The organism is Psychrobacter sp. H26 (genome assembly GCF_059073035.1).
This window is the reverse complement of sequence record NZ_JCACRW010000001.1, coordinates 380,739-401,155: the sequence shown is the minus strand read 5'-3', so window position 1 is coordinate 401,155 and position 20,417 is coordinate 380,739. Positions and strand designations below refer to the sequence as shown.

Annotated in this window: 16 protein-coding genes; 8 read left to right on the top strand and 8 right to left on the bottom strand. The window is 41.8% G+C overall.

Annotation, left to right across the window (positions count from 1 at the left end; translation table 11 throughout):
- Window positions 1–93: 93 nt before the first annotated feature.
- Window positions 94–1,074, bottom strand: coding sequence for a protease SohB (sohB, locus tag AC5JPT_RS01775; protein WP_493843279.1), 981 nt, complete (start codon window positions 1,072–1,074; stop codon window positions 94–96).
- 374 nt (window positions 1,075–1,448) lie between these two features.
- Here sohB and aspS point away from each other — a divergent pair, with 374 nt between their 5' ends.
- The 4 genes from aspS to AC5JPT_RS01755 all read left to right on the top strand — a co-directional run bounded on the left by aspS (window position 1,449) and on the right by AC5JPT_RS01755 (window position 6,163).
- Window positions 1,449–3,275, top strand: a complete 1,827-nt coding sequence (gene aspS, locus AC5JPT_RS01770) for an aspartate--tRNA ligase (protein ID WP_493858412.1) — start codon at window positions 1,449–1,451, stop codon at window positions 3,273–3,275.
- 67 nt (window positions 3,276–3,342) lie between these two features.
- Window positions 3,343–4,296: a lysophospholipid acyltransferase family protein gene (locus AC5JPT_RS01765; protein WP_493856857.1), complete on the top strand. Its 954-nt coding sequence runs from the start codon at window positions 3,343–3,345 to the stop codon at window positions 4,294–4,296.
- A 156-nt stretch (window positions 4,297–4,452) separates the two neighbouring features.
- Window positions 4,453–5,253 carry a glycosyltransferase gene (locus AC5JPT_RS01760; protein ID WP_493856856.1) on the top strand — a complete coding sequence of 267 codons (801 nt, stop codon included), beginning with the start codon at window positions 4,453–4,455 and terminating at the stop codon, window positions 5,251–5,253.
- A 52-nt stretch (window positions 5,254–5,305) separates the two neighbouring features.
- Window positions 5,306–6,163, top strand: a complete 858-nt coding sequence (locus AC5JPT_RS01755) for a WaaZ-like lipopolysaccharide core biosynthesis protein (RefSeq protein WP_493856855.1) — start codon at window positions 5,306–5,308, stop codon at window positions 6,161–6,163.
- Here the strand turns inward: AC5JPT_RS01755 and AC5JPT_RS01750 are convergent.
- Window positions 6,124–7,299 carry a glycosyltransferase gene (locus tag AC5JPT_RS01750; protein ID WP_493856854.1) on the bottom strand — a complete coding sequence of 392 codons (1,176 nt, stop codon included), beginning with the start codon at window positions 7,297–7,299 and terminating at the stop codon, window positions 6,124–6,126. The genes AC5JPT_RS01755 and AC5JPT_RS01750 overlap by 40 nt on opposite strands.
- Window positions 7,300–7,611: 312 nt before the next feature.
- On the opposite strand from AC5JPT_RS01750, the gene AC5JPT_RS01745 reads away from it, so the two are divergent.
- The 4 genes from AC5JPT_RS01745 (at window position 7,612) to AC5JPT_RS01730 (ending at window position 11,754) form a co-directional block, all read left to right on the top strand.
- Window positions 7,612–8,613, top strand: a complete 1,002-nt coding sequence (locus tag AC5JPT_RS01745) for a capsular polysaccharide biosynthesis protein (RefSeq protein ID WP_493856853.1) — start codon at window positions 7,612–7,614, stop codon at window positions 8,611–8,613.
- 110 nt (window positions 8,614–8,723) lie between these two features.
- A complete protein-coding gene (locus AC5JPT_RS01740) occupies window positions 8,724–9,890 on the top strand; it encodes a nucleotide sugar dehydrogenase (RefSeq protein ID WP_493856852.1) in 1,167 nt (388 codons plus the stop codon).
- Entirely contained in the window at window positions 9,890–10,903 is a 1,014-nt protein-coding gene (locus tag AC5JPT_RS01735; protein WP_493856851.1) for an NAD-dependent epimerase, read from the top strand. Before AC5JPT_RS01740 ends, AC5JPT_RS01735 begins: the two co-directional genes overlap by 1 nt.
- A gap of 83 nt (window positions 10,904–10,986) precedes the next feature.
- Complete coding sequence (locus tag AC5JPT_RS01730) at window positions 10,987–11,754, top strand: hypothetical protein (protein WP_493856850.1); 768 nt, start codon at window positions 10,987–10,989, stop codon at window positions 11,752–11,754.
- Window positions 11,755–11,824: 70 nt separating this feature from the next.
- Here the strand turns inward: AC5JPT_RS01730 and AC5JPT_RS01725 are convergent, their stop codons facing one another.
- From AC5JPT_RS01725 to glnE, 6 genes are all read right to left on the bottom strand, one after another.
- Complete coding sequence (locus AC5JPT_RS01725) at window positions 11,825–12,934, bottom strand: glycosyltransferase (protein WP_493856849.1); 1,110 nt, start codon at window positions 12,932–12,934, stop codon at window positions 11,825–11,827.
- A 65-nt stretch (window positions 12,935–12,999) separates the two neighbouring features.
- Entirely contained in the window at window positions 13,000–14,079 is a 1,080-nt protein-coding gene (locus AC5JPT_RS01720) for a glycosyltransferase (RefSeq protein ID WP_493856848.1), read from the bottom strand.
- A gap of 64 nt (window positions 14,080–14,143) precedes the next feature.
- On the bottom strand, window positions 14,144–15,010 hold the full coding sequence (locus AC5JPT_RS01715; RefSeq protein WP_493856847.1) for a glycosyltransferase: 867 nt from the start codon (window positions 15,008–15,010) through the stop codon (window positions 14,144–14,146).
- A gap of 108 nt (window positions 15,011–15,118) precedes the next feature.
- The gene (locus AC5JPT_RS01710; protein ID WP_319050359.1) at window positions 15,119–15,955 is read right to left on the bottom strand and encodes a glycosyl transferase; all 837 of its coding nucleotides are present in this window, start codon (window positions 15,953–15,955) and stop codon (window positions 15,119–15,121) included.
- A 106-nt stretch (window positions 15,956–16,061) separates the two neighbouring features.
- Entirely contained in the window at window positions 16,062–16,991 is a 930-nt protein-coding gene (locus AC5JPT_RS01705; protein WP_493856846.1) for a branched-chain amino acid transaminase, read from the bottom strand.
- A gap of 306 nt (window positions 16,992–17,297) precedes the next feature.
- The gene (gene glnE / locus AC5JPT_RS01700) at window positions 17,298–20,162 is read right to left on the bottom strand and encodes a bifunctional [glutamate--ammonia ligase]-adenylyl-L-tyrosine phosphorylase/[glutamate--ammonia-ligase] adenylyltransferase (protein WP_493856845.1); all 2,865 of its coding nucleotides are present in this window, start codon (window positions 20,160–20,162) and stop codon (window positions 17,298–17,300) included.
- Between the last annotated feature and the right edge of the window lie 255 nt (window positions 20,163–20,417).

Genomic DNA, 20,417 nt, shown 5'->3' with positions numbered 1-20,417 from the left:
CTAGGACACGCCTTTTACAAAATACAAACAATGCGTAGTTAAGAGTAAAGCGACTAAAATACTAGCTATTAGACATCATAATGATATCTAACACTATTTTAAGATATTCAGACGACTGTTTAACTCAAAACGTGCTAATGCATCCGGTAATTTATCCACTGCAATGCTAAGGGTTGCTTCGGCAGCTTGTGCCAGACCCAGCTTCTCTGCAAGCGTTGGCTTTTGGCGTGAATGCAATGAATATACTTCACTATTTTCCATACGCTCCAAAATATAGCTATCAGAGGTCTGCAAGCTATCAACGAGGTTAAGCTTCAACGCGTCTTCGCCATACCAGTGCTCACCTGTGGCTACTTTAGCAACATCCAACTCTGGGCGGTAAGCATTAACGAAATGCTTAAATAGCTCGTGCGTCTGCTCTAGCTCTTCTTGATACTTAGCACGATCTTCGGCGTCATTTTCCCCGAACACAGTCACCGTACGTTTGTAGTCGCCAGCGGTAAACATTTCATAATCGACGTCGTGATTTTTGAGCCATTTGTGGAAATTTGGCAATTGTGATACCACCCCGATTGAGCCAATAATCGCAAATGGTGCGGCCACAACATTGTCTGCCACACACGCCATCATATAGCCACCGCTCGCTGCCACTTTATCAACACATACTGTCAGCTTTAGACCGGCGTCCTTTAAGCGCACCAATTGCGCGGCTGCCAGACCATAACCATGCACCAAACCGCCGCCTGACTCAAGACGTACGATCACTTCATCGCCTTTATTCGCTGTACTGATAAGGGTACTAATTTCTTCACGTAAATGATTGACGGCAGTGGCTTTGATGTCACCGTCAAAGTCGAGTACAAAAACTTGTGACGCAGTGTCAGTATTTTTTTTCTGCTTTTTGCTTTTTGTCTTTAGGGCTTGCTTGGCTTTTTTTGCCATTGCTTTTTTGAATGCTTTAAGCGCGGCTTTGCCCTGGGTCGCTTCCATCAAATCTTCGCGACGCTGTTTTTGGGCTTCATTTAGATGTCTTACTTTTAGCTCAACCGGGTTTTTAGGGGGATGAAATAGCATGATTACAAATCCTCAAGTCAGTAGATATATCAATATAGATGTTTTTATTCAGGTGCGGTTGATATGCGCACGCTTGTTAGTGTTTTCAAGCAAAATGACAATATTTAACCTAATCTAGATATCGCTCAATGAATACAGCCGATACCAGTGCATGGCTGCACTTTGATTGAACTCAGCCGGTTGTATAACAAGGGCATATTAGGCATAATATGCGTTTATATCAAATTTTCTGCAGCCAACGTGATGACCCTTTGTCTTGATCGCGTTGTTTGTGTGTTTTTTTTGCAAATCGCTTGAAACGCACAGCAATGGCTGCATTACTGTATTTCGAATTGGGCTGATAACTGGATAACTATATTATGACGCAAAGCACTATGACGCATAGCGAATACCGAGACGAATATTGCGGAGCCGTAACCGAGAGCTTACTTGAGCAAACCATTAGCATCGTAGGTTGGGTACATCGTCGTCGCGATCACGGTGGTGTGATTTTCTTAGACATGCGTGACCGCGCTGGTATCTTGCAGGTCGTGGTCGACCCTGACACACCAGAAGCTTTCGCAACTGCTGATGCGGTACGTCCTGAATACGTACTAAAAATCACTGGCCGCGTACGTCGTCGTTATGAAGGTACTGAAAATAATAATATGACCAGTGGCCAGATCGAGCTATTGGGCAAAGAAATTGAAGTATTGGCTAAATCTGAAACACCACCATTCCCATTAAATGACGAAAAAACGACTGTATCTGAAGACTTGCGTCTAAAGTATCGGTATCTTGATATGCGTCGTCCGCAAATGCAAGAGCGTATGGTGTTCCGTGCCAAGGCAACTTCAGCAATTCGTCGCTATTTAGACGATCATGGTTTCTTGGATGTCGAGACGCCTATTTTGACTCGTGCAACGCCTGAAGGTGCGCGTGATTATCTTGTACCATCACGTACGCGTCCTGGTAACTTCTTTGCCCTGCCGCAGTCACCACAGCTATTTAAGCAATTATTAATGGTGTCAGGTTTTGACCGTTATTATCAAATCGCTAAATGCTTCCGTGATGAAGACTTACGTGCTGATCGTCAGCCTGAATTTACTCAGGTGGATATCGAGACGTCTTTCTTGAACGAAGAAGAGATCATGAACATCAACGAAGGTCTGATCAAGCATTTGTTCAAGACCATGATGGACGTTGAGTTTGAGCAGTTCCCTCGCATGACTTATGCTGAAGCAATGCGCGACTATGCATCAGACAAGCCTGACTTACGTATTCCATTGAAACTGGTTGACGTTGCAGATTTGATGAAAGACGTTGATTTCAAAGTATTCGCTGGCCCTGCTAACGATCCTAAAGGTCGCGTTGCTGCCCTACGTATCCCTGGCGGTGCTTCATTGAGCCGTAAGCAAATCGATGCTTATACTAAGTTTGTTGGTATCTATGGCGCACGCGGTTTGGCTTATATCAAAGTCAATGATGCAAGCAGCATCAACAATGGCGTAGATAAAGAATCTGGCCTACAGTCTCCGATCATCAAAAACATGACTGATGATGTGCTTGTTAGCTTAATTGAGCGTACTGCTGCAGAAGATGGTGATATTATCTTCTTTGGTGCAGATAAAGCCAGTGTCGTGAACGACGCAATCGGCGCATTACGCCAAAAAATCGGTCTTGACCTTGAGATGGTAACTTGTGAGTGGGCGCCGCTTTGGGTGACTGACTTCCCAATGTTTGAAGAAACTGACAACGGTCAATGGACGTCAATGCATCATCCATTTACCAAGCCTAAAGGCTCAGTTGAAGAGTTGAAAAACAACCCAGAAGCTGCGCTTTCTATCGCTTATGACATGGTATTGAATGGTACAGAAGTCGGCGGTGGTAGCTTACGTATCAATACTTACGATATGCAGCAAGCTGTCCTTGATGCTTTAGGTATCGGCGAGCAAGAAGCAGAAGACAAATTTGGCTTCTTACTTGATGCATTGAAATTTGGTGCACCGCCGCATGGTGGTTTGGCATTCGGTTTGGATCGCTTGATTATGCTTATGGTAGGTGCAGACTCTATCCGTGATGTGATTGCCTTCCCAAAAACCAAAACTGCTGAGTGCCCATTGACCCAAGCACCTGCTGGCGTTGATAGCAAACAGTTACGTGATCTTGGTATCCGTGTGCGTGAAAAAGCACAGGCTGATACCAACAAACCTGCTCAATAAAACCTTTGATGATGCGTAGTTGCTGTCTACCGTGCTTGTTACGTGATTCATTGCCATGTGAGTGGTTATGAATCCGTATCATATTTTCAAATTCGTGCCACTGTCTGTACTGCAGATGCTGGCACGTTTTGTCGCTTGGGTTATCGTTAAAATACCCAGTCTAAGTATCATGCGCACCATTCGGATCAACATGGCTCTGATTACTGATACCTTGTCTGAGCGACAAAAGCGCGCACTAACTAAAGACATCATCTACCATCAATGCTTGACCAGTATCGAATCTATCAAAAGCTGGGCGATGCCACCTGAATGGAGCATCGCTCAAATTTGCGATGTCCATAATAAAGACATTCTATTAGAAGGGCTTGCCAATCCCAATGGCATGCTTGCCATCGTACCCCATCTTGGTACATGGGAGATGATGAACGCCTGGCTCAACCAGTTTGGTTCGCCAACTATTATGTACAAGCCCGTAGACGGCAGATTCGCTAATGAGTTTATCCTGCAAGGTCGTGCGCGTCTTAATGCCACATTGGTACCTACTGACGGTAGCGGTGTAAAAGCCGTCTTTAAAACCCTCAAGCAAGGGGGCTTTAGTATTGTACTGCCAGACCATGTCCCAGACCCCTCAGGCGGCGTTGTCGTGCCCTTCTTTGGTGTCAAAACATTAACCAGCACCCTTGCCTCAAAATTGGCGAGCAAAACCAAATGCGCCTTAGTTGGTCTCGCATGTATTCGTCGTACTGATGGACGCGGTTTTGATATTTACTGCTATCAGCTCGATAATTCTGCTTTATACGACCGTAATGCTGAAGTGGCGACTCATGCGCTCAACCAGGCTATGGAGCATATGATCAACGATCATTGCAGTCATTATATGTGGGGCTACCGACGGTTTAAACGTATACCTAATTTAGGCAACCCTTACCGAAAGGATAAAGCAAAACTAGCAGCTTTTATTCAAGCACATCATGCTACTACTGATCGTTCCAACAATGATCTTAACGGCTCTCAGCGATAGCACCGAGCTTAACAATCGCTAGCAACGACCGTGCTATCATGTAATGATTTAGACGTATCATCAATCACAGTTATGCTAATATTGCCTAACTTTCAAATTCTTTTCTTTTTTATTGATCCTATATTCACCTTATCATTATCTCATCACGAGTGTATTATGACATCTGACGTAACCAAAGCCGTACCTACAGACCCAGCGCAGCGCAGTAGCAACAATACTGAACAGCGTTATATTATTTGTATGAAATGGGGTGATAAATATGGTCCCGAATACGTCAATCGTCTTTACAACATGGTAAGCCGTCATTTGACACTAGATTTTCAAATGGTTTGTTTGACCGATGACAGTACAGGTATCGATCCTGCGATTGCTTGTTACCCCATACCTGAGATGGATTTGCCCGCAGGTCCTGAACGTGGCTGGAAAAAGCTCACAACCTTTAAGCCTGAGCTGTATGATTTAAAAGGTGTGGCACTATTTTTGGATATTGACATCGTCATTGTTGATAATATCGATGCTTTTTTTACTTATGTAGCAAAGCATGAAGATAGTGTGGTCATCATTCGCGATTGGAAAAAACCATGGCGTATGATTGGTAATAGCTCTGTCTATCGTTTCAATATTGGTATGAATACCTACCCTGATCTATTAGCAAACTTTGAGCGAAATTTTGAGACCATTCGCACTCAAGTACGTCATGAACAGGCCTATCTATCTAACTACCTGCGTGAGCATCATCATCTAGAGTATTGGGATAAATCATGGTGCGTGAGTTTTAAATACCAATGTATCGCGCCCATTCCGTTTAACTTTGTGCGAGCGCCCACACTACCTGACGATGCAAAGATTGTTATATTCCATGGCGAGATTAATCCACCAGACGCCATTGCTGGTAGCGGCGGTAAATGGTATCGGCATGTGAAGCCAAGTCCTTGGTTAAAAGAACACTGGCAGTAAACGTTTAGTCATTAAAATATCAAATAATTGAGGTCAACTACTGGAAAATGGTATGGCGTTGTATTTAAGGTTACCGACCACTGCTAGTTTCAATATTGATAACGAGCTCGTCGTTATCAATGCTTTTAATGCTAATGAAGCAGAGCAAAGTTTGCTTGGAAAAGACGTCAATATTATCGCCTCAGGCCCATCAATACAGCAGATGGTATTGTCAGATTTATCAGACACGCCAACTATCTTTGTAAACGGCAGTATCAGCCTTACCGCAGAGCATGATTTCAATGCTATCGTCGGCTATGTTATCAGTGATGCCCGCTTTATCAATCATCAACCTGAAATTCTACGGCAGCATTATACGGGTCAACCTTTATACGCGACATTGGCTGTCTTTGAAGCAATGGCAACCACTCACCCGGACATCATGCTCACTTACCATCATGCCATGCGAGTATTGTATCCAGTGGATAGACCGTGGGGGGTTAAGTCAAATAAGCTATCATTCAATAAGCTTATATTTAAGAAAAAACGACTGAATAAAAAAACGCCATTGTCTTACTTTATAAATCATCCAAACTTTGTTATTGCGAGCACTCATAGCGCTGCTGAAATTGGCGTTTCTCTTAATGTCACTCATGGATTTGTCGAGGCAGGTACCGTTGCTTATGTCGCCACCCAACTGGCTTTTTCTCGTCTTGCAGCTACTATTCATCTATACGGTATTGACTTACTCAATAGTGATCAACCGCGTTTTTATGAAAACGATGGCAACAGTGCGCCAAGTACATTGAGTAAAGTTATGAGCGAGCGCATTGTACCCTCGTTTAATTTACTAGGTAGAGCGTACAGAGCACATGGGGTTACTGTTATCAATCATTCGCCCGTCTCCAAAGACTTATTTAATGGTCTATAATCTTTTTTATAACTTTCATTACCTAGTAAATTCGATATGAGACCAAATTCCAAATATTGCTGCGCGATCTGTTTCGGCAATAGTTGCTCATTTAATGGCACGATATAACGTATAAGATTGTCTACCGCTTGATCGATAAGTATGGCTAATCCTTCAATATCTCCAACAGCTATCAAGTTTCTAGTTGGTAACAGCTCCCTTGGACCAAAAGGACAGTCGGTACTGATCACGGGTACACCAAGTGCTTGCGCTTCGACAATAACATAGCCAAAACCTTCGAAATTAGAGGTGACCACCATCAATGCCGCTGACGCAATCAGTGGATAAGGATTGGTCTGAAAACCCAAAAACCTAACATGGTTACTAATATTAAGCTCAACTGCTAACGCCTTAATCTCAGCTTCAAGCGTGCCTTTACCCACCAGTACTAGCGGCAGCTTCTGCGCCGTCTGTGCATAGGCCTGTAATAGCTCGCGATGCCCTTTCATAGTGTCAAATGAGGCCACATGAATCATATACTGCTTACGGGTTAAACCAAACTTTTCAATATATGATGTTTGCACTGATTTCCTTTGAATCCAAGCAGCGTCGCAAGGATTATAGATTGTTGTGGTAGCAGTCACTTCTCCTAAAAGCGAGACTAAGTCTTTACGTGTACCTTCACTGACGCAGCTACAAGGGTGTGCACCATACACCATTTTTAAATGATTAAGAGTCTGTACTGGTATGTCTAATAACTGATGCTCGAACTGTTTAGATAGCGCTGTATGTAGCACATTTACGACATTTGGCAATCGGCTATACGTCATGATCCAGTTCAATTTATAAATGTTAACCAAGGTTAGATTTGGTGTTCCTATTCGACTAAGCACATAATTGTCAATACGCGTCGCAACTTTCTTATAAGCCTGTGCCTGTTTGGAACCTGGATTAAGATTTTGCTCAATAAACACTTCATCGTATGGTACGACATGATAGTGAATACCAGTATCTAACGGCATATCCTGCGTTCCTTCCAGACATAGTATATGTACGTTATAGCCCATCTGTACATAAGTACTCGCTAGCGTAGTAACCATACGCTCAGCACCGCGACCTTCAAGCGCTTTTAGAATAAATAAAATAACGGGTGGCATGCGTGTCTCAGCTTAGCTTGGTAAGCGTATTAGTATGATTGATTGCCCAAATAAGTGTATCAGTAGCCATATTTATTGCAGCATTCTGGCTTTATATGCTAGTCTCATCTACCTTTGCCCTCCTGATTTTAATTAATTAAGTATAGGTGTAACTGGTCTGCCTACCCATAGCAAACTTGTGATAAACATTGTTCTTATAAATTGATGAAGCCTTGGTAACACTGATATCAGTAAATATCGTAGCTGAGCTAACGTCACTACTAAAAATAATAGCATTTTGATAAAATGTATTCCCAAAAGGTAGGATCTATTATGAAGCCGCTTAATGAAAAAGTAGTAGACGTTGTCATCGCTTGGGTGGATGGCGCAGATCCTATCCTCAAACAAAAAAGAGAGCATTATAAGTCAGGTAAGGCAGTAGCGTCAGATGCGACATCTGCGACGCGTTTCGCAAGCGATGATGAGATATATTATAATATTGCCTCTGTCATCAAATACGTGCCTTTTTGCCGTCACATTTATGTTGTAACCGACCAACAGAAACCTGCATTCATCGATGAGTTTGCCAAGCAGAATATCTGCTCGACAGATAAAATACGTATCGTCGATCATAAAGAAATATTTTCAGGTTATGAGCAGTTTTTACCTACGTTTAATACTCGGTCAATTGAGACAATGATATGGAATATCGAAGGGCTATCTGACTATTTTGTTTATATGAATGATGATTTCTTTTTTAACCAGCCTGTGACGATAGATGATTTCTTAGATGGTAACAACCTGATCATTCACGGTCAGTGGCGCAATAATGCTATTTTGAGCGCTAAGCTTAATTTCCGAAAATCTCGCTTGAAATTATTTGGTACCCCCGTTCAACCACGCCATACTATAGCCCAAATGTTAAGTGCTAAAATATTAGGTATGGATCAATTTTTTGAGATACACCACTACCCTCATATTGTTGATAGAAATATTTTAGAAGCTCACCTGTTAAATAACCCTAAACTGCTAGAAGAGCAGATAAAATATAAATTCAGGGATGTTGCACAGGTCAATCCTATAACACTGATGAATCATCTGAAAATTCAAAAGAGTGAAGTACATTTAAAATCTGATACCTCTGTCAATTATCTGAAAAATGAGAGTAGTGTCGATGATTTTATTACTGCTTTAGAAGATAAATCTATTAAGTACGGTTGTATTCAAAGCTTGGACCTACTCAAGCCAGATTTGCACAATAAAATCAGCCAAGCCATGACACATAAACTCGCAGCTTATCTACCTACCTCTGTGGTAACAAGCATTAATGAATAAGCCTAAAGCGGGTTAGCTCAAGCTTGAGCAGCTACCAATCTTAAACAACTATAAGAACTAGCCAATTTTGGTTTGAACCAATAAAAGCATAAACATTACTTGGATATATTATGAAAATAACAGTCGTAGGTACAGGCTATGTAGGCTTATCAAATGCAATGCTACTGGCACAGCATAACGAAGTTATCGCTGTCGATGTGGTTGCTGAAAAGATAGAGATGTTGAATGCCAAGCAATCTCCTATTGAAGATGAAGATATTGAAGACTTTTTATCGCATAAAAACCTCAATTTTTCTGCGACGCTGGATGCCAGTACAGCTTACAAAGATGCTGACTTTATCATCGTTGCCACACCAACTGATTATGATACTAAGACTAACTATTTCAACACCTCCACAGTAGAAGCGGTCATTGAACAAGTGCTCTTAGTGAACTCACAAGCGACTATTATCATAAAGTCCACAGTACCAGTGGGTTATACAGCAAGTATCAGAGAACGTTACGCGACTGATCGCATTGTATTTTCACCTGAGTTTTTGCGTGAAGGTAAAGCACTACATGACAACCTCTACCCTTCTAGGATCATTGTAGGTGCACAGTCTGAGCAGGCTCGCGTGTTTGCCAACTTATTACTTGAAGGTGCAATCAAAAAGGACGTACCGCTATTATTTGTAGAATCTACCGAAGCTGAAGCGATTAAGTTATTTTCTAATACCTATCTAGCGATGCGCGTGGCTTATTTTAATGAGCTTGACACTTATGCTCAAACCTTTGGACTTGACACCAAACAAATCATCGAAGGTATCGGCTTAGACCCACGCATTGGTGATCATTATAATAATCCTTCATTTGGCTATGGCGGTTACTGTCTCCCCAAAGATACCAAGCAGCTACTGGCAAATTACGATGAAGTACCAAGCAACCTGATCAAGGCTATTGTCGATTCTAATAGAACTCGCAAAGATTTTATTGCTGATAAAGTTATCGAAAGACAGCCAAAGATCGTAGGCATACATCGCTTAGTAATGAAAAGCGGGTCAGATAATTTTAGAGCGTCTGCGATCCAAGGTATCATGAAGCGTATCAAAGCAAAGGGGATTGAAGTCGTTGTCTATGAACCTGTGTTGAAAGAAGATAATTTCTTTAACTCGCGGGTTATTAAGGACTTAGAAACCTTTAAATCAATGAGTGATGTGATTGTCGCCAACCGCTTATCTGATGAGATAAAAGATGTGGCGGACAAAGTATTTACTAGAGATCTATTTGGGAACGATTAATGAAAATTTTAGTCACTGGTGCGGCGGGCTTTATTGGTTTCCACTTAATCAAAGCATTATTGGAAACGGGCGTATCTGATAGCGAATATTGTATTATTGGTATCGATAATATCAATGACTATTATGATGTAGATTTAAAAAAAGAGCGTTTAAGAATATTAGGTGAGATAGCATCGCCAGACACATTTACGTTCATCAAGTTAGACCTTGCTGATCGCGAAGCCATGTCTGAGCTTTTTGCCACCCATCAATTCGATACCGTTGTTAATCTGGGCGCTCAAGCAGGCGTACGCTACTCTATCGAAAACCCAAATGCCTATATCGACTCAAACGTGGTTGGATTCGTTAATATATTAGAAGGGTGCCGTCACTACGATATCAAGCACTTGATTTATGCAAGCTCGAGCTCTGTTTATGGTATGAATATCAAACAACCATTTACCACCGCTGACTGCGTTGACTTTCCTATCAGCTTGTATGCGGCTACGAAAAAATCAAACGAGCTGATGGCACATAGCTATAGTCATTTATACAATATCCCTACCACAGGTCTGCGTTTTTTTACGGTTTACGGCCCTTATGGTCGACCAGATATGGCATATTTTTCTTTTACTAAGAAAATTTTGGCGGGCGAACCCATCAACGTCTTCAATAATGGTGTTATGCAACGTGACTTTACGTATATTGATGATATCGTCAACGGCATTATTCGTATAATCAACAAAGCGCCCTCTCCTCAGTGTTCTACTGTCACAACAGCAACCGCCCCCTACAAGATTTATAATATTGGTAACAATCAGCCAGTCACGCTGCGGCGTTTCATTACTGCTATCGAAGACGCATGTGGTAAAAAAGCGCAGGAAAACTTATTACCCATGCAAGCAGGTGATGTGCCTATTACCTATGCTGATATAGATGAGTTAGTAGAGGATATCGGCTTTAAACCTGAGACTAGTATCGAAGAGGGTATTAAACAATTTGTCGATTGGTATCAACGATATTATTCAGTTTAGATAAGCAGTGATAATCTTTAAGACTTATATTATAGAGATTAAAACGCTAGCATCTTTGTATTTTTTCAAAGGATTTTGATGACATGACCACACCTGCAAACTGGCAAAAAAAACTGCTATTACTGTTTCGAAGCGAAAAAAGACTAAATGCAGGTAAGGTTGTCAATAACTATAATGACAAAAGTTTTGATGAGATGAAAGCGACAACGATTACTGAGTCGATGTGTGATATTAAAGCGTTAACTGATGAGCGCAAAAGCACAGATTTAGAAAGTCATTTAAATAATTTGAAATATAAATCACTTGGTGAATCTGAGCTCTGCTTTTATCATAATACTCTTGTTATCTTGATACGCCGTAAATATAAGATAGCTAAAACGTTTGCTGAATTTGAGAGATTATGGGAGGCGGAAAGCGGCTACTTATTAGAGCACCTCTCGCTACGCTGGATTGTTTCTGCCTGCGACACATTCATTGACCATTCAGACGATACTTGTAGAGCAGCTATCTTGATGAATGTCGTGACTCTCATGAATACTTTGCGCACTTACGAAACCAAAAACTTCCTGCAGTTGCCCGCTACTTCTGAATCTCTGCCATTGCTAACTGAAAAAACCGATATGCTTTATGCAGGCGATCTGCCTCTATACGATGGTCTTACTTATTTTCGCATCGGCACTGATGACAGCTTGAGAAACATGTGCAAACGTTATAATAAATTTCAGAAAGTCGATAAATTAGCTACTAGCATACTATTATCTGTTTTTGAGAAACTACAGCATAATGATAGTGCGTTTGCCACATTACGAGCATTACACAGAGACGATTGGTCTAAATGGTGGTTGGATTAGGCTACCTTTTTTATACTTTTACTCAGAACCACTGCTTTCGATTTTTATCGATGCTACGACTAAGAAGAACCTAATTACTGCTTGCCATAAACTCTATATATTGTTGAGCAATATTCGTTGGTAGCAGCTCATTATCAAATGTGGACTCATACACACTAGCATCTATCATTGCCTCATCCATTTTTTCTGCTAAAGCGTCAATATCTCCTACAGGGATAAGATTGTATGATGGTAATAGCTCACTTGGACCTGATGGGCAGTCTGTACTGATGACAGGCGTGCCTAAAGCCAGTGACTCAGCAATGACTCGTCCAAACCCTTCGAATATTGATGATAACACCATAAATTTTGCCTTCCGGATATAGGGATACGGATTCTTTTGAAAACCTAAAAAATGTACATGATGGTCTAGATCTAAAGAGGCAACCAACATCTTCATTTGCTCTAACAACGCTCCCTCACCTAACAACAAAAGCGGAACCACTTTTCTTGTTTTTGCATAGCTTCTAAGTAAGACCTCATGAGCTTTTTGAGTCTTAAAACTACCGACATGAATAATATAACTATTAAACTCTGGCTCAAACTCTGACGCCGATTGCATGATCTGTATTTGGTCAATCGGGTTATATATTGTCGTGGTATTTGTAACACCTAATGTAGACTGAAAGTCTTTTTCGACTCCTTTGCTAATACATATGCAAGGATGCCGAGAATATATATTGCTTAACCTTTTCTCATTTGCTTTTTTGCCTTGGCTTCTAAACAACTCAATTTTTTTAGAAAGATTATTTCTAATTACGTGTGCAATATTAGGTAGCTTGCTGTGGCGCAAGACCATATCAGCTTTGTCTAAATTCGCAAGCGTCAGTATTGGAGTGCCAATCTCTTTGATCACGTATCTGTCTAATACTTTTGCAAAGTACCAGTGCCTCAGTTGTTTAGTAGGTATAGACTTATAGTCGTTCAAGTCAATCTGATGATAGGAAATATCATCGCTGAGTTCGTAAGATGTTTTAGATTTGAAGCGTAGAATATGGACGTCGTAACCTAACTCATGAAAACCTTGCCCAAGAGTTAAAACCGAACGTTCGGCACCCCCGCCTTGTAGGCAATTAATCACAAGTAACACTTTTTCTTTCTTATTCAGATCTTCTTTTATTTCTATAGTATTATTAATCATGTATCAGGTATTCTTAAAGATAAGTATTTCGATTTAAAAAAACAGTGATATCACTGTTTTTTCAGTTATTGCTTCTGAGTGAACTCTGCGTATTTTTCTGCTATTTTGACTGGTAGCAGCGCTTCATCAAATGGCGCACAAAATGCTTGTGGGTCACTCATAGCTTGACGCATTTTTTCAGCAATGGCATCAATATCACCCATTGGCATCAAGTTACTTTCTGGCAGTAACTCACTTGGGCCTGATGGACAGTTGGTACTAATAACAGGCGTATTTAGTACGAGGGCTTCGGCAATAACCAAAGCAAAGCCTTCCCAGTCAGAGGTTAATATTTTGAATTGCGCATGCTTAATATAGGGAAAAGGGTTGTCACGAAACCCTAGAAATACCACTTTGCCTACTAAACTCAACTCTACCACCAGCTGCTCTGTCTCAGTCTTGTGCTTGCCCTGACCTAAGAGTAATAACGGCATAGATTGATCAGTCTGTGCGTAAGCCTTTACTAAGATATCATGACGTTTTGCGTCTTTGAAACTGCCAACATGAATAATATAGTTTTGATATTCAGGAACAAAAGCATCAGCCTGCTTTTGAATACTGTCTCTATCAATTGGATTGTGGATGGCAGTGGTTGGCGTAATACGACCAAAGCTCTTGATAAAATCTTTTTGCGCGCCTTCGCTCACACACACACATGGGTGCTTTGCGTATATCTCCACCATTCTTTGCTTTAATTGCTCAGCATCGTGATTTTTATTGAACTTATAGAGTAATGACACTGTGTTATGAATAATATAAGTAATATTAGACAGCTTGCTATTACTTAGAATACTATCTGCACGATCTAGATTAGACAAAATGACGTCAGGCTGACCGATATGTTGCAGAACGTATTTATCAACAGCGCGCGCAAACACTCTATCGCGTCTTTGTGCCCCTGGTATTAATTTATAGGGCTTAAACTTTAGGACATGATAATTAAGGTTCTGGCTCAAATCATACTGTACCAGTGGCTTGAATCTTAGAATATGTACTTCGTATCCTAATTCATAGAACCCTTGCCCCAATGTCAACACAACACGTTCCGCACCGCCGCCTTGTAAACAATTAATAACGAGTAACGCTATTTTTTTATGCTGCTTCATAAACGACAACCTATAGAATAAATCTTTGACTTTTTAAAAAGGTTTATCACTGCTTCATTAAAAACTAGCGTTTGAATAGTTTTGAGAAAAATGACTTAGAGGCGTGTGGACGAGTTACCTTATTGCCAATATAACCTTGCTGAGATTTTTTAGGGAAATCACCAAAAGGCTCAACCCGATAATTATCTAAACAATATTTATTATCAAGCGCTTCATTATAATAGATATCAAAAATCTCGGACAAATCCTCTCTTGGGTGCGGCATTACCTCACCATCAAACCAATGCTCAATCCCTTCTTTTTTCACTCTTGGCAGTGCATATTTATGACTAAATTGCGTACCCATATCTGAGTAATGCAAAATCCTAATATCTTCTAATGCTAGGTCCTCACCGTCTATACAGTTGTAACTGTCTTGATAAGGCTCAATCAGTTGTGTATTTTTTTTGAAGACAGCCATCATCTCTTTATGGCTTTTAGGATCTTTCTTGAGCCTTTGTGTTGGTAGAACAATACTTTTTGCAGCTTTACAATCCCATACGCACGTGCATAGTCGTGTCATATCAGCATTTGTCTTGGCAGCTACTATAGACTGCCCTTCAATAGGGTGCTGCCATAACTTTACTAGATCATCTAATATGACAACATCGGCATCCATATAGATAGCTCGTCCAGAATAATTACAGTATTCCGGAATTGCCCAGCGAAATCCTGAAAACGGCGTTGACCATTTGATGGTATTCCAACCATCACCAGTCTCAGGATTGGAATACCAATAGCTGCTAGGATCACGCGACAACTGCATCCACACTATCTCAACAGGTACACTGGTATGTTTATGAATACTATAATCTAATACCATCATCTGCTCTAGATCACAGTTATTTGGGTCACAGCCAACAAAGACTTTAATAGTATCTTCTGTGTTCATAATTTTATCCGCTTACTGGAGAGTTTGTTCTATTCTAATTTCCATTAGAATAAAGCACCTCAATACTGATTTCTACTAATGCAATAACGCTCAAATATAACGTTCAGCCTACTCTTTCCAATACTTCTCAATCCATCCTACTGGCAAAATAAAATGACGCAAATGACGTAGGGGTCTTTTTAGGTTTTTGGGCTCAGTAAGTCTTTTTAGATGGTCTTTGGCATTATTGGCCGCGTTTTTGTTGTATCTACCTTCAATAGCATGGGTTGGATACAAGTCGCCTGGGAAGATAACCATACGAGCGCCTTTAGGAATCTTTGGCTCTTTAACATAGTTAAGTGGAAATGGCTGACGGCACTTACGTCTGAAATGAGCCACCCATGCCTTTGGAAACAGCTTCACGCCACCTGGCGCATTACGAGTAACAAAACGCTGCTCAAAACGATATTCGTCAGCGATACCTTGTGGATCTGCTTTGAACTTCTCTTGTAATGATACAAGCGAGCCTACCTGAAATCTAAAGCAAGACGTCTGTCCCAAGCGCTCTAATGGATTACTTGGGTTATAAGATAAAATAACGTCATCTGGCGCGCCATATTCAAAGAAAGGGTCAAGACTATCTACTATAATGACATCCAAATCTACAAACAGTACTGTGCCTGTCAAATCACCTAGCTTTTCACCCCACAAACGAGATTTTGGCCATTTACCCAGTGTATTGGTTGGCATACTCACATCAAGTGGTGGTAACTCTTGACACTCAATCTCTGGACGCACATCGGTTGTATCATCGGTAAAACAAACAAAACGAAACGGCGGTGTGATATTGCGAGACACCATGCCATACAGTTTATTGGCATAATCAGCACCATACTTTGTGCCCCATTTGATGCAAATAATTTGCTTAATGTTTTTATCATCTACTATATTAGAATCTGTTGGCATTGACTGCTCGCTTTAATCTTATGAATAAATATGATGGCTATATTAGCATAAAAAAAAGACTGAACAATTATGTTCAGCCTTTTCGGTCTTCGAAGTAGTGACATTGTTAATCAATAAAGCTTAACCAGTCCATATACTGTTCATTACGACCATGAACCACATCGAAATACAAGGTTTGTAGTTTTTCAGTGATTTCGCCGCGGCCGCCGTTACCAATGATGCGATCATCATATTCGCGGATAGGCGTAACTTCAGCAGCTGTACCTGTCATAAAGATCTCATCTGCTAAGTAGAACTCATCACGAGTGATACGACGCTCAACGACTTTAATTCCTAAGTCATCAGCAAACTGAATGATCGTACGACGCGTGATACCGTCAAGAGCACCGCCTGCTAGATCTGGCGTATGTAACACGCCATCTTTCACCAAGAACAAGTTTTCACCAGCACCTTGGCAAACATACCCTTGCGGATCCATAAGGATCGCTTCGTCGTAACCATTACGAGTGACTTCTTGGTTCGCCATGATAGACACAGGATAGTTGCTTGATGCTTTTGCCTTACACATGGTCACGTTGGTCATATGGTGCGTAAATGAAGAGGTTTTTACGCGGATACCGTTTTTGATACCTTCTTCACCAAGATAAGCACCCCAATGCCAAGCGGCAACCATAGCATTGATACTGTTTTCGCGTGAAGACAGACCAAGTTTTTCTGCACCGACCCAAATGAGTGGACGAATATAGGCTTCTGCTAAGTTGTTTTGTTTGACCACATCTTTATGTGCTTGCTCTAGTGCGGCTGCATCAAAAGGCACATCCATTTGGAAGATTTTTGCTGAACCAAGCAGACGCTCAGTATGTTCTTTTAGGCGAAAAATAGCGGTGCGATTGTCAGCCGTTTGGTAAGCGCGCACACCTTCAAACACAGCCATGCCGTAATGCAAGCTGTGTGTAAGCACGTGAACTTTAGCATCTGGCTGTTCAATTATTGTGCCATTCATCCAAAGCTTGCCATCTTGTGTTGCCATATTCATTTTATAGTCCTTATGCTAGCACTGACGTCTAACTTTTTTAGGTAGGTTTTATTTAACAGTAGTGATTAACACCCTATGATAACACTGCATTGCCTTTATTTATTGCTTAAAATCCAGCATTATTATGATAAATGGCTGACAGTGCTATGACGATGCGCGACCGATTATATCACTGCCCGTACTGGCAAATGAAATCTTTTGGTTTGGGAGCACATGGCTTTTAATTACGCTTATCAATCATCATAGGGCCCTACAGTGTAAGCGTCTCTGTAGCTATCAGCAAGACCTCAATAACACAAGTATCAATCACTTTTTGGTAGATTCAACACCCATTAGGTGTTGCCACTGTGCTTGTACCAATGCGCGTGTCTCCTGCCAAAGTGACTCATCGACCAGCAATGACTGCTCCGATAATGCCAGTTGATGCGTGGCAGCACGTATCCTGAGATACGCATCGCTCAAATCTTGACAGACCTGCTCTTGCCATATACCAAGTAAGGCAACCTCTTCGAAGATACGAACGTTATCACTCCATTTGGTCAAGCTTGGATACTCATGCGAATAAGCCAATACCGCAAACTGTGCCAAGAATTCAATATCTACGATACCGCCTGCATCTTGTTTAAGATGGAACTTGCCCGCTTGCTGCTGCCATTGATTGGTACCCAAATGCTTCTGCATTTTGATACGCATACTGGTGACTTCACTACGCACTTGATCCAATGTCCGTGGCAGGGCGAGCACATCTCGGCGAATGTTACAAAAGAGCGCCGTCACCCGTCTGTCACCACAAATTGCTCGGGCACGTACCAACGCTTGATGTTCCCACGACCAGGCTTTGTCCATTTGATACGTTTCAAACGCATGGTAAGACACCACCATCATGCCAGCATTGCCTGAAGGACGTAGACGCATGTCAATCTCGTATGCTCTGCCATCTCGCGTTTGGGTATTGAGATAGTTCATCAATTTCTGTACCAAGCGCGCAGCAAACTTCATTCCGCTCACTGATTTTTCGCCTGTGGTCATGCCCCGCTCTTTTATCTTATGCAAAAACACTAAATCCAAGTCAGACGAGTATGAGAGCTCTAAGCCGCCAAGCTTTCCGTAGCCTATGATAGCAAATCCGCAATCAGCTTCAGTGACAGGGTCTCCATCTTGGCCGATAGGATAACCATAACGGTTGACGATCTCGGCAAAAGCACGCTCTAGTGCGGCCTCCAGTACTACTTCGGCAATATACGTCAAAGAGTCCGATACTTTCATGATTGGGCGCTCAGCCAATACATCGCTCGCAGCCACAGCCAATATTTGGTTTTTCTTAAATAGTCGTAAAACGCTTAGTAGCTCTTCTTCGTCGTTCGGCTCGACGCGCAGCAGCTGTTGACGCAAAATATCACGTAGCTCGCGTTTGTCTGGCAAATGACGGTAGCGCTGCTGTAAAAAGGTGTCTAGCAATACAGGATACTGTGCCAGCTCTTTTGCAATCCATGGGCTGGCAGACAGCATCGGGATCAGCTCAATCGTTGCATTAGGGTTTTCTGCAATCATGACCAGATAGATGGAACGACGGCAAATCGCTTCAAGCAATGAAATCAGTCGAGGCAAAGCGGCATTAGCAAGTTTTTGCTGCTCTTGATGGGCCAGTAGCGCATGGACAATAACAGGGTAAGCATCATCTAAGCGCTCTCTTGCTTCCTCACTTAAATTCACCACCATCTTTGATTGCCAGAAGCTCTGCAATAGCTCGCGATTATCTTCTGTTAATACCTCATTTAAACGAGCAATTTGCTCATCTAAGCGTTCGGGCTCTAGATCAGTGTCTTCGTTATCAGGTACTTGACGCTCGGTGACCATACGCTCAAATGGTACGTTGACGAGCTCTCGGTGATGGTTAAGCTGATCTAGCAATGCACGCCAGTTTTCAAAATTGAGCGTCACGGCTAGATTGTGCTGCCACTGCATATCGTGTGGTAAGCGCTGAGTTTGCTGATCATTGATGGCTTGAATGCCATGCTCAAGCCGGCGCAAGAAACGATACGCAGCTTGTAAGTTATCGTAGGTTGACTGCTCTAGATATCCAAGCTCACGCAACACTTTCATTGCTTGTAGACAAGGTTTTGTTTGTAGCTGTGGATGCCTGCCACCATAGATCAACTGAAATGCTTGTACAATAAACTCAATATCCCTGATACCGCCCGCACCAAGCTTGATATTGTCTAGATCTTCACGCTGTGCCACTTGATTTTGAATGAGAGACTTCATCTCTCTAAGTGCCGAGAATGCACTATAGTCAACGTAGTAACGAAACACAAAAGGTTTGATCAGTGCCTGTATCTCATCATAGAACGGCTGTTCTATTTGTCCAACGACGCGCGCCTTTAACCAAGCAAAACGCTCCCACGCCCGCCCATGCATCGTGAAGTATTTTTGTAATGCCGACAGGTGAATGGCCAAATCACTACCATCACCCCATGGTCGCAGGCGCATATCCACTCGAAACACGAAACCATCAGCCGTCTTGTTATCGAGTAGTTTAATAATGCCTTGACCAAGCCTAGTCATAAAACGCTTGTTGTCTATACTACGTGTGCCTTTGGTTTTGTCACCATTGGTCTCACCGCGCGCTTGATGCACAAAAATTAGATCGATATCGCTTGATAAATTCAGCTCCTGAGCGCCAAGCTTACCCATAGCCATGATTGCCATGTCATCAATCTGTACATTGCCTTGGGCATTGATAAAGGTTGGCTCACCATATTTGGCAACTAAGTGCTGGTAGGTATAGCCTTTAGCAAAAGAAATACAACCATCTGCAAATTCAGACAACTCATCGGTCAATTGCTCAAGACTGATCATCTGTAAGGCGTCTTGCCAAATCCAGCGCATCATCAACAGTGTACGCAGATTACGCAAGCCGCTCATGACTTTGGCTTCATCAGCGAGTTGGTAGTTTTCATCCAGCGTATAATCTTGTATCAGATCATCGATTTGTTGACGGGTTAGCGTACTACTCAAAGGGTAACTACGCAAAAACGTCTGACATGAAACCGTTCGACTCTCCCAAATCTGATAAGCAAATTCACTTGCTGTTTGTAGTACTTGTAGTTGCTCCGCTGTCGGCTGATAATCTGTACCACTGTTCATACGTGAGGGCATAGCAGGTAACATAGTGACAAAAACTCCTTACATAGAATGGTAAGACTACGTGAACCAAGCTCATAAGTTTATTGTTTTTTCTTACGAGACAGTCACAACGTCAGATAGATATACTTGGTATATCAGCACAAAAGATAAAGACGCGTTTAGTAATTAGTCGCTCTATTTGATGTGAAGCGCTTTATGGTAGCATACTAAAATGCGTCGCTGATCCGTCACTGTCGTTACACCACTATAGCGACGTGGTAATGTAGCTACATGCTCTTC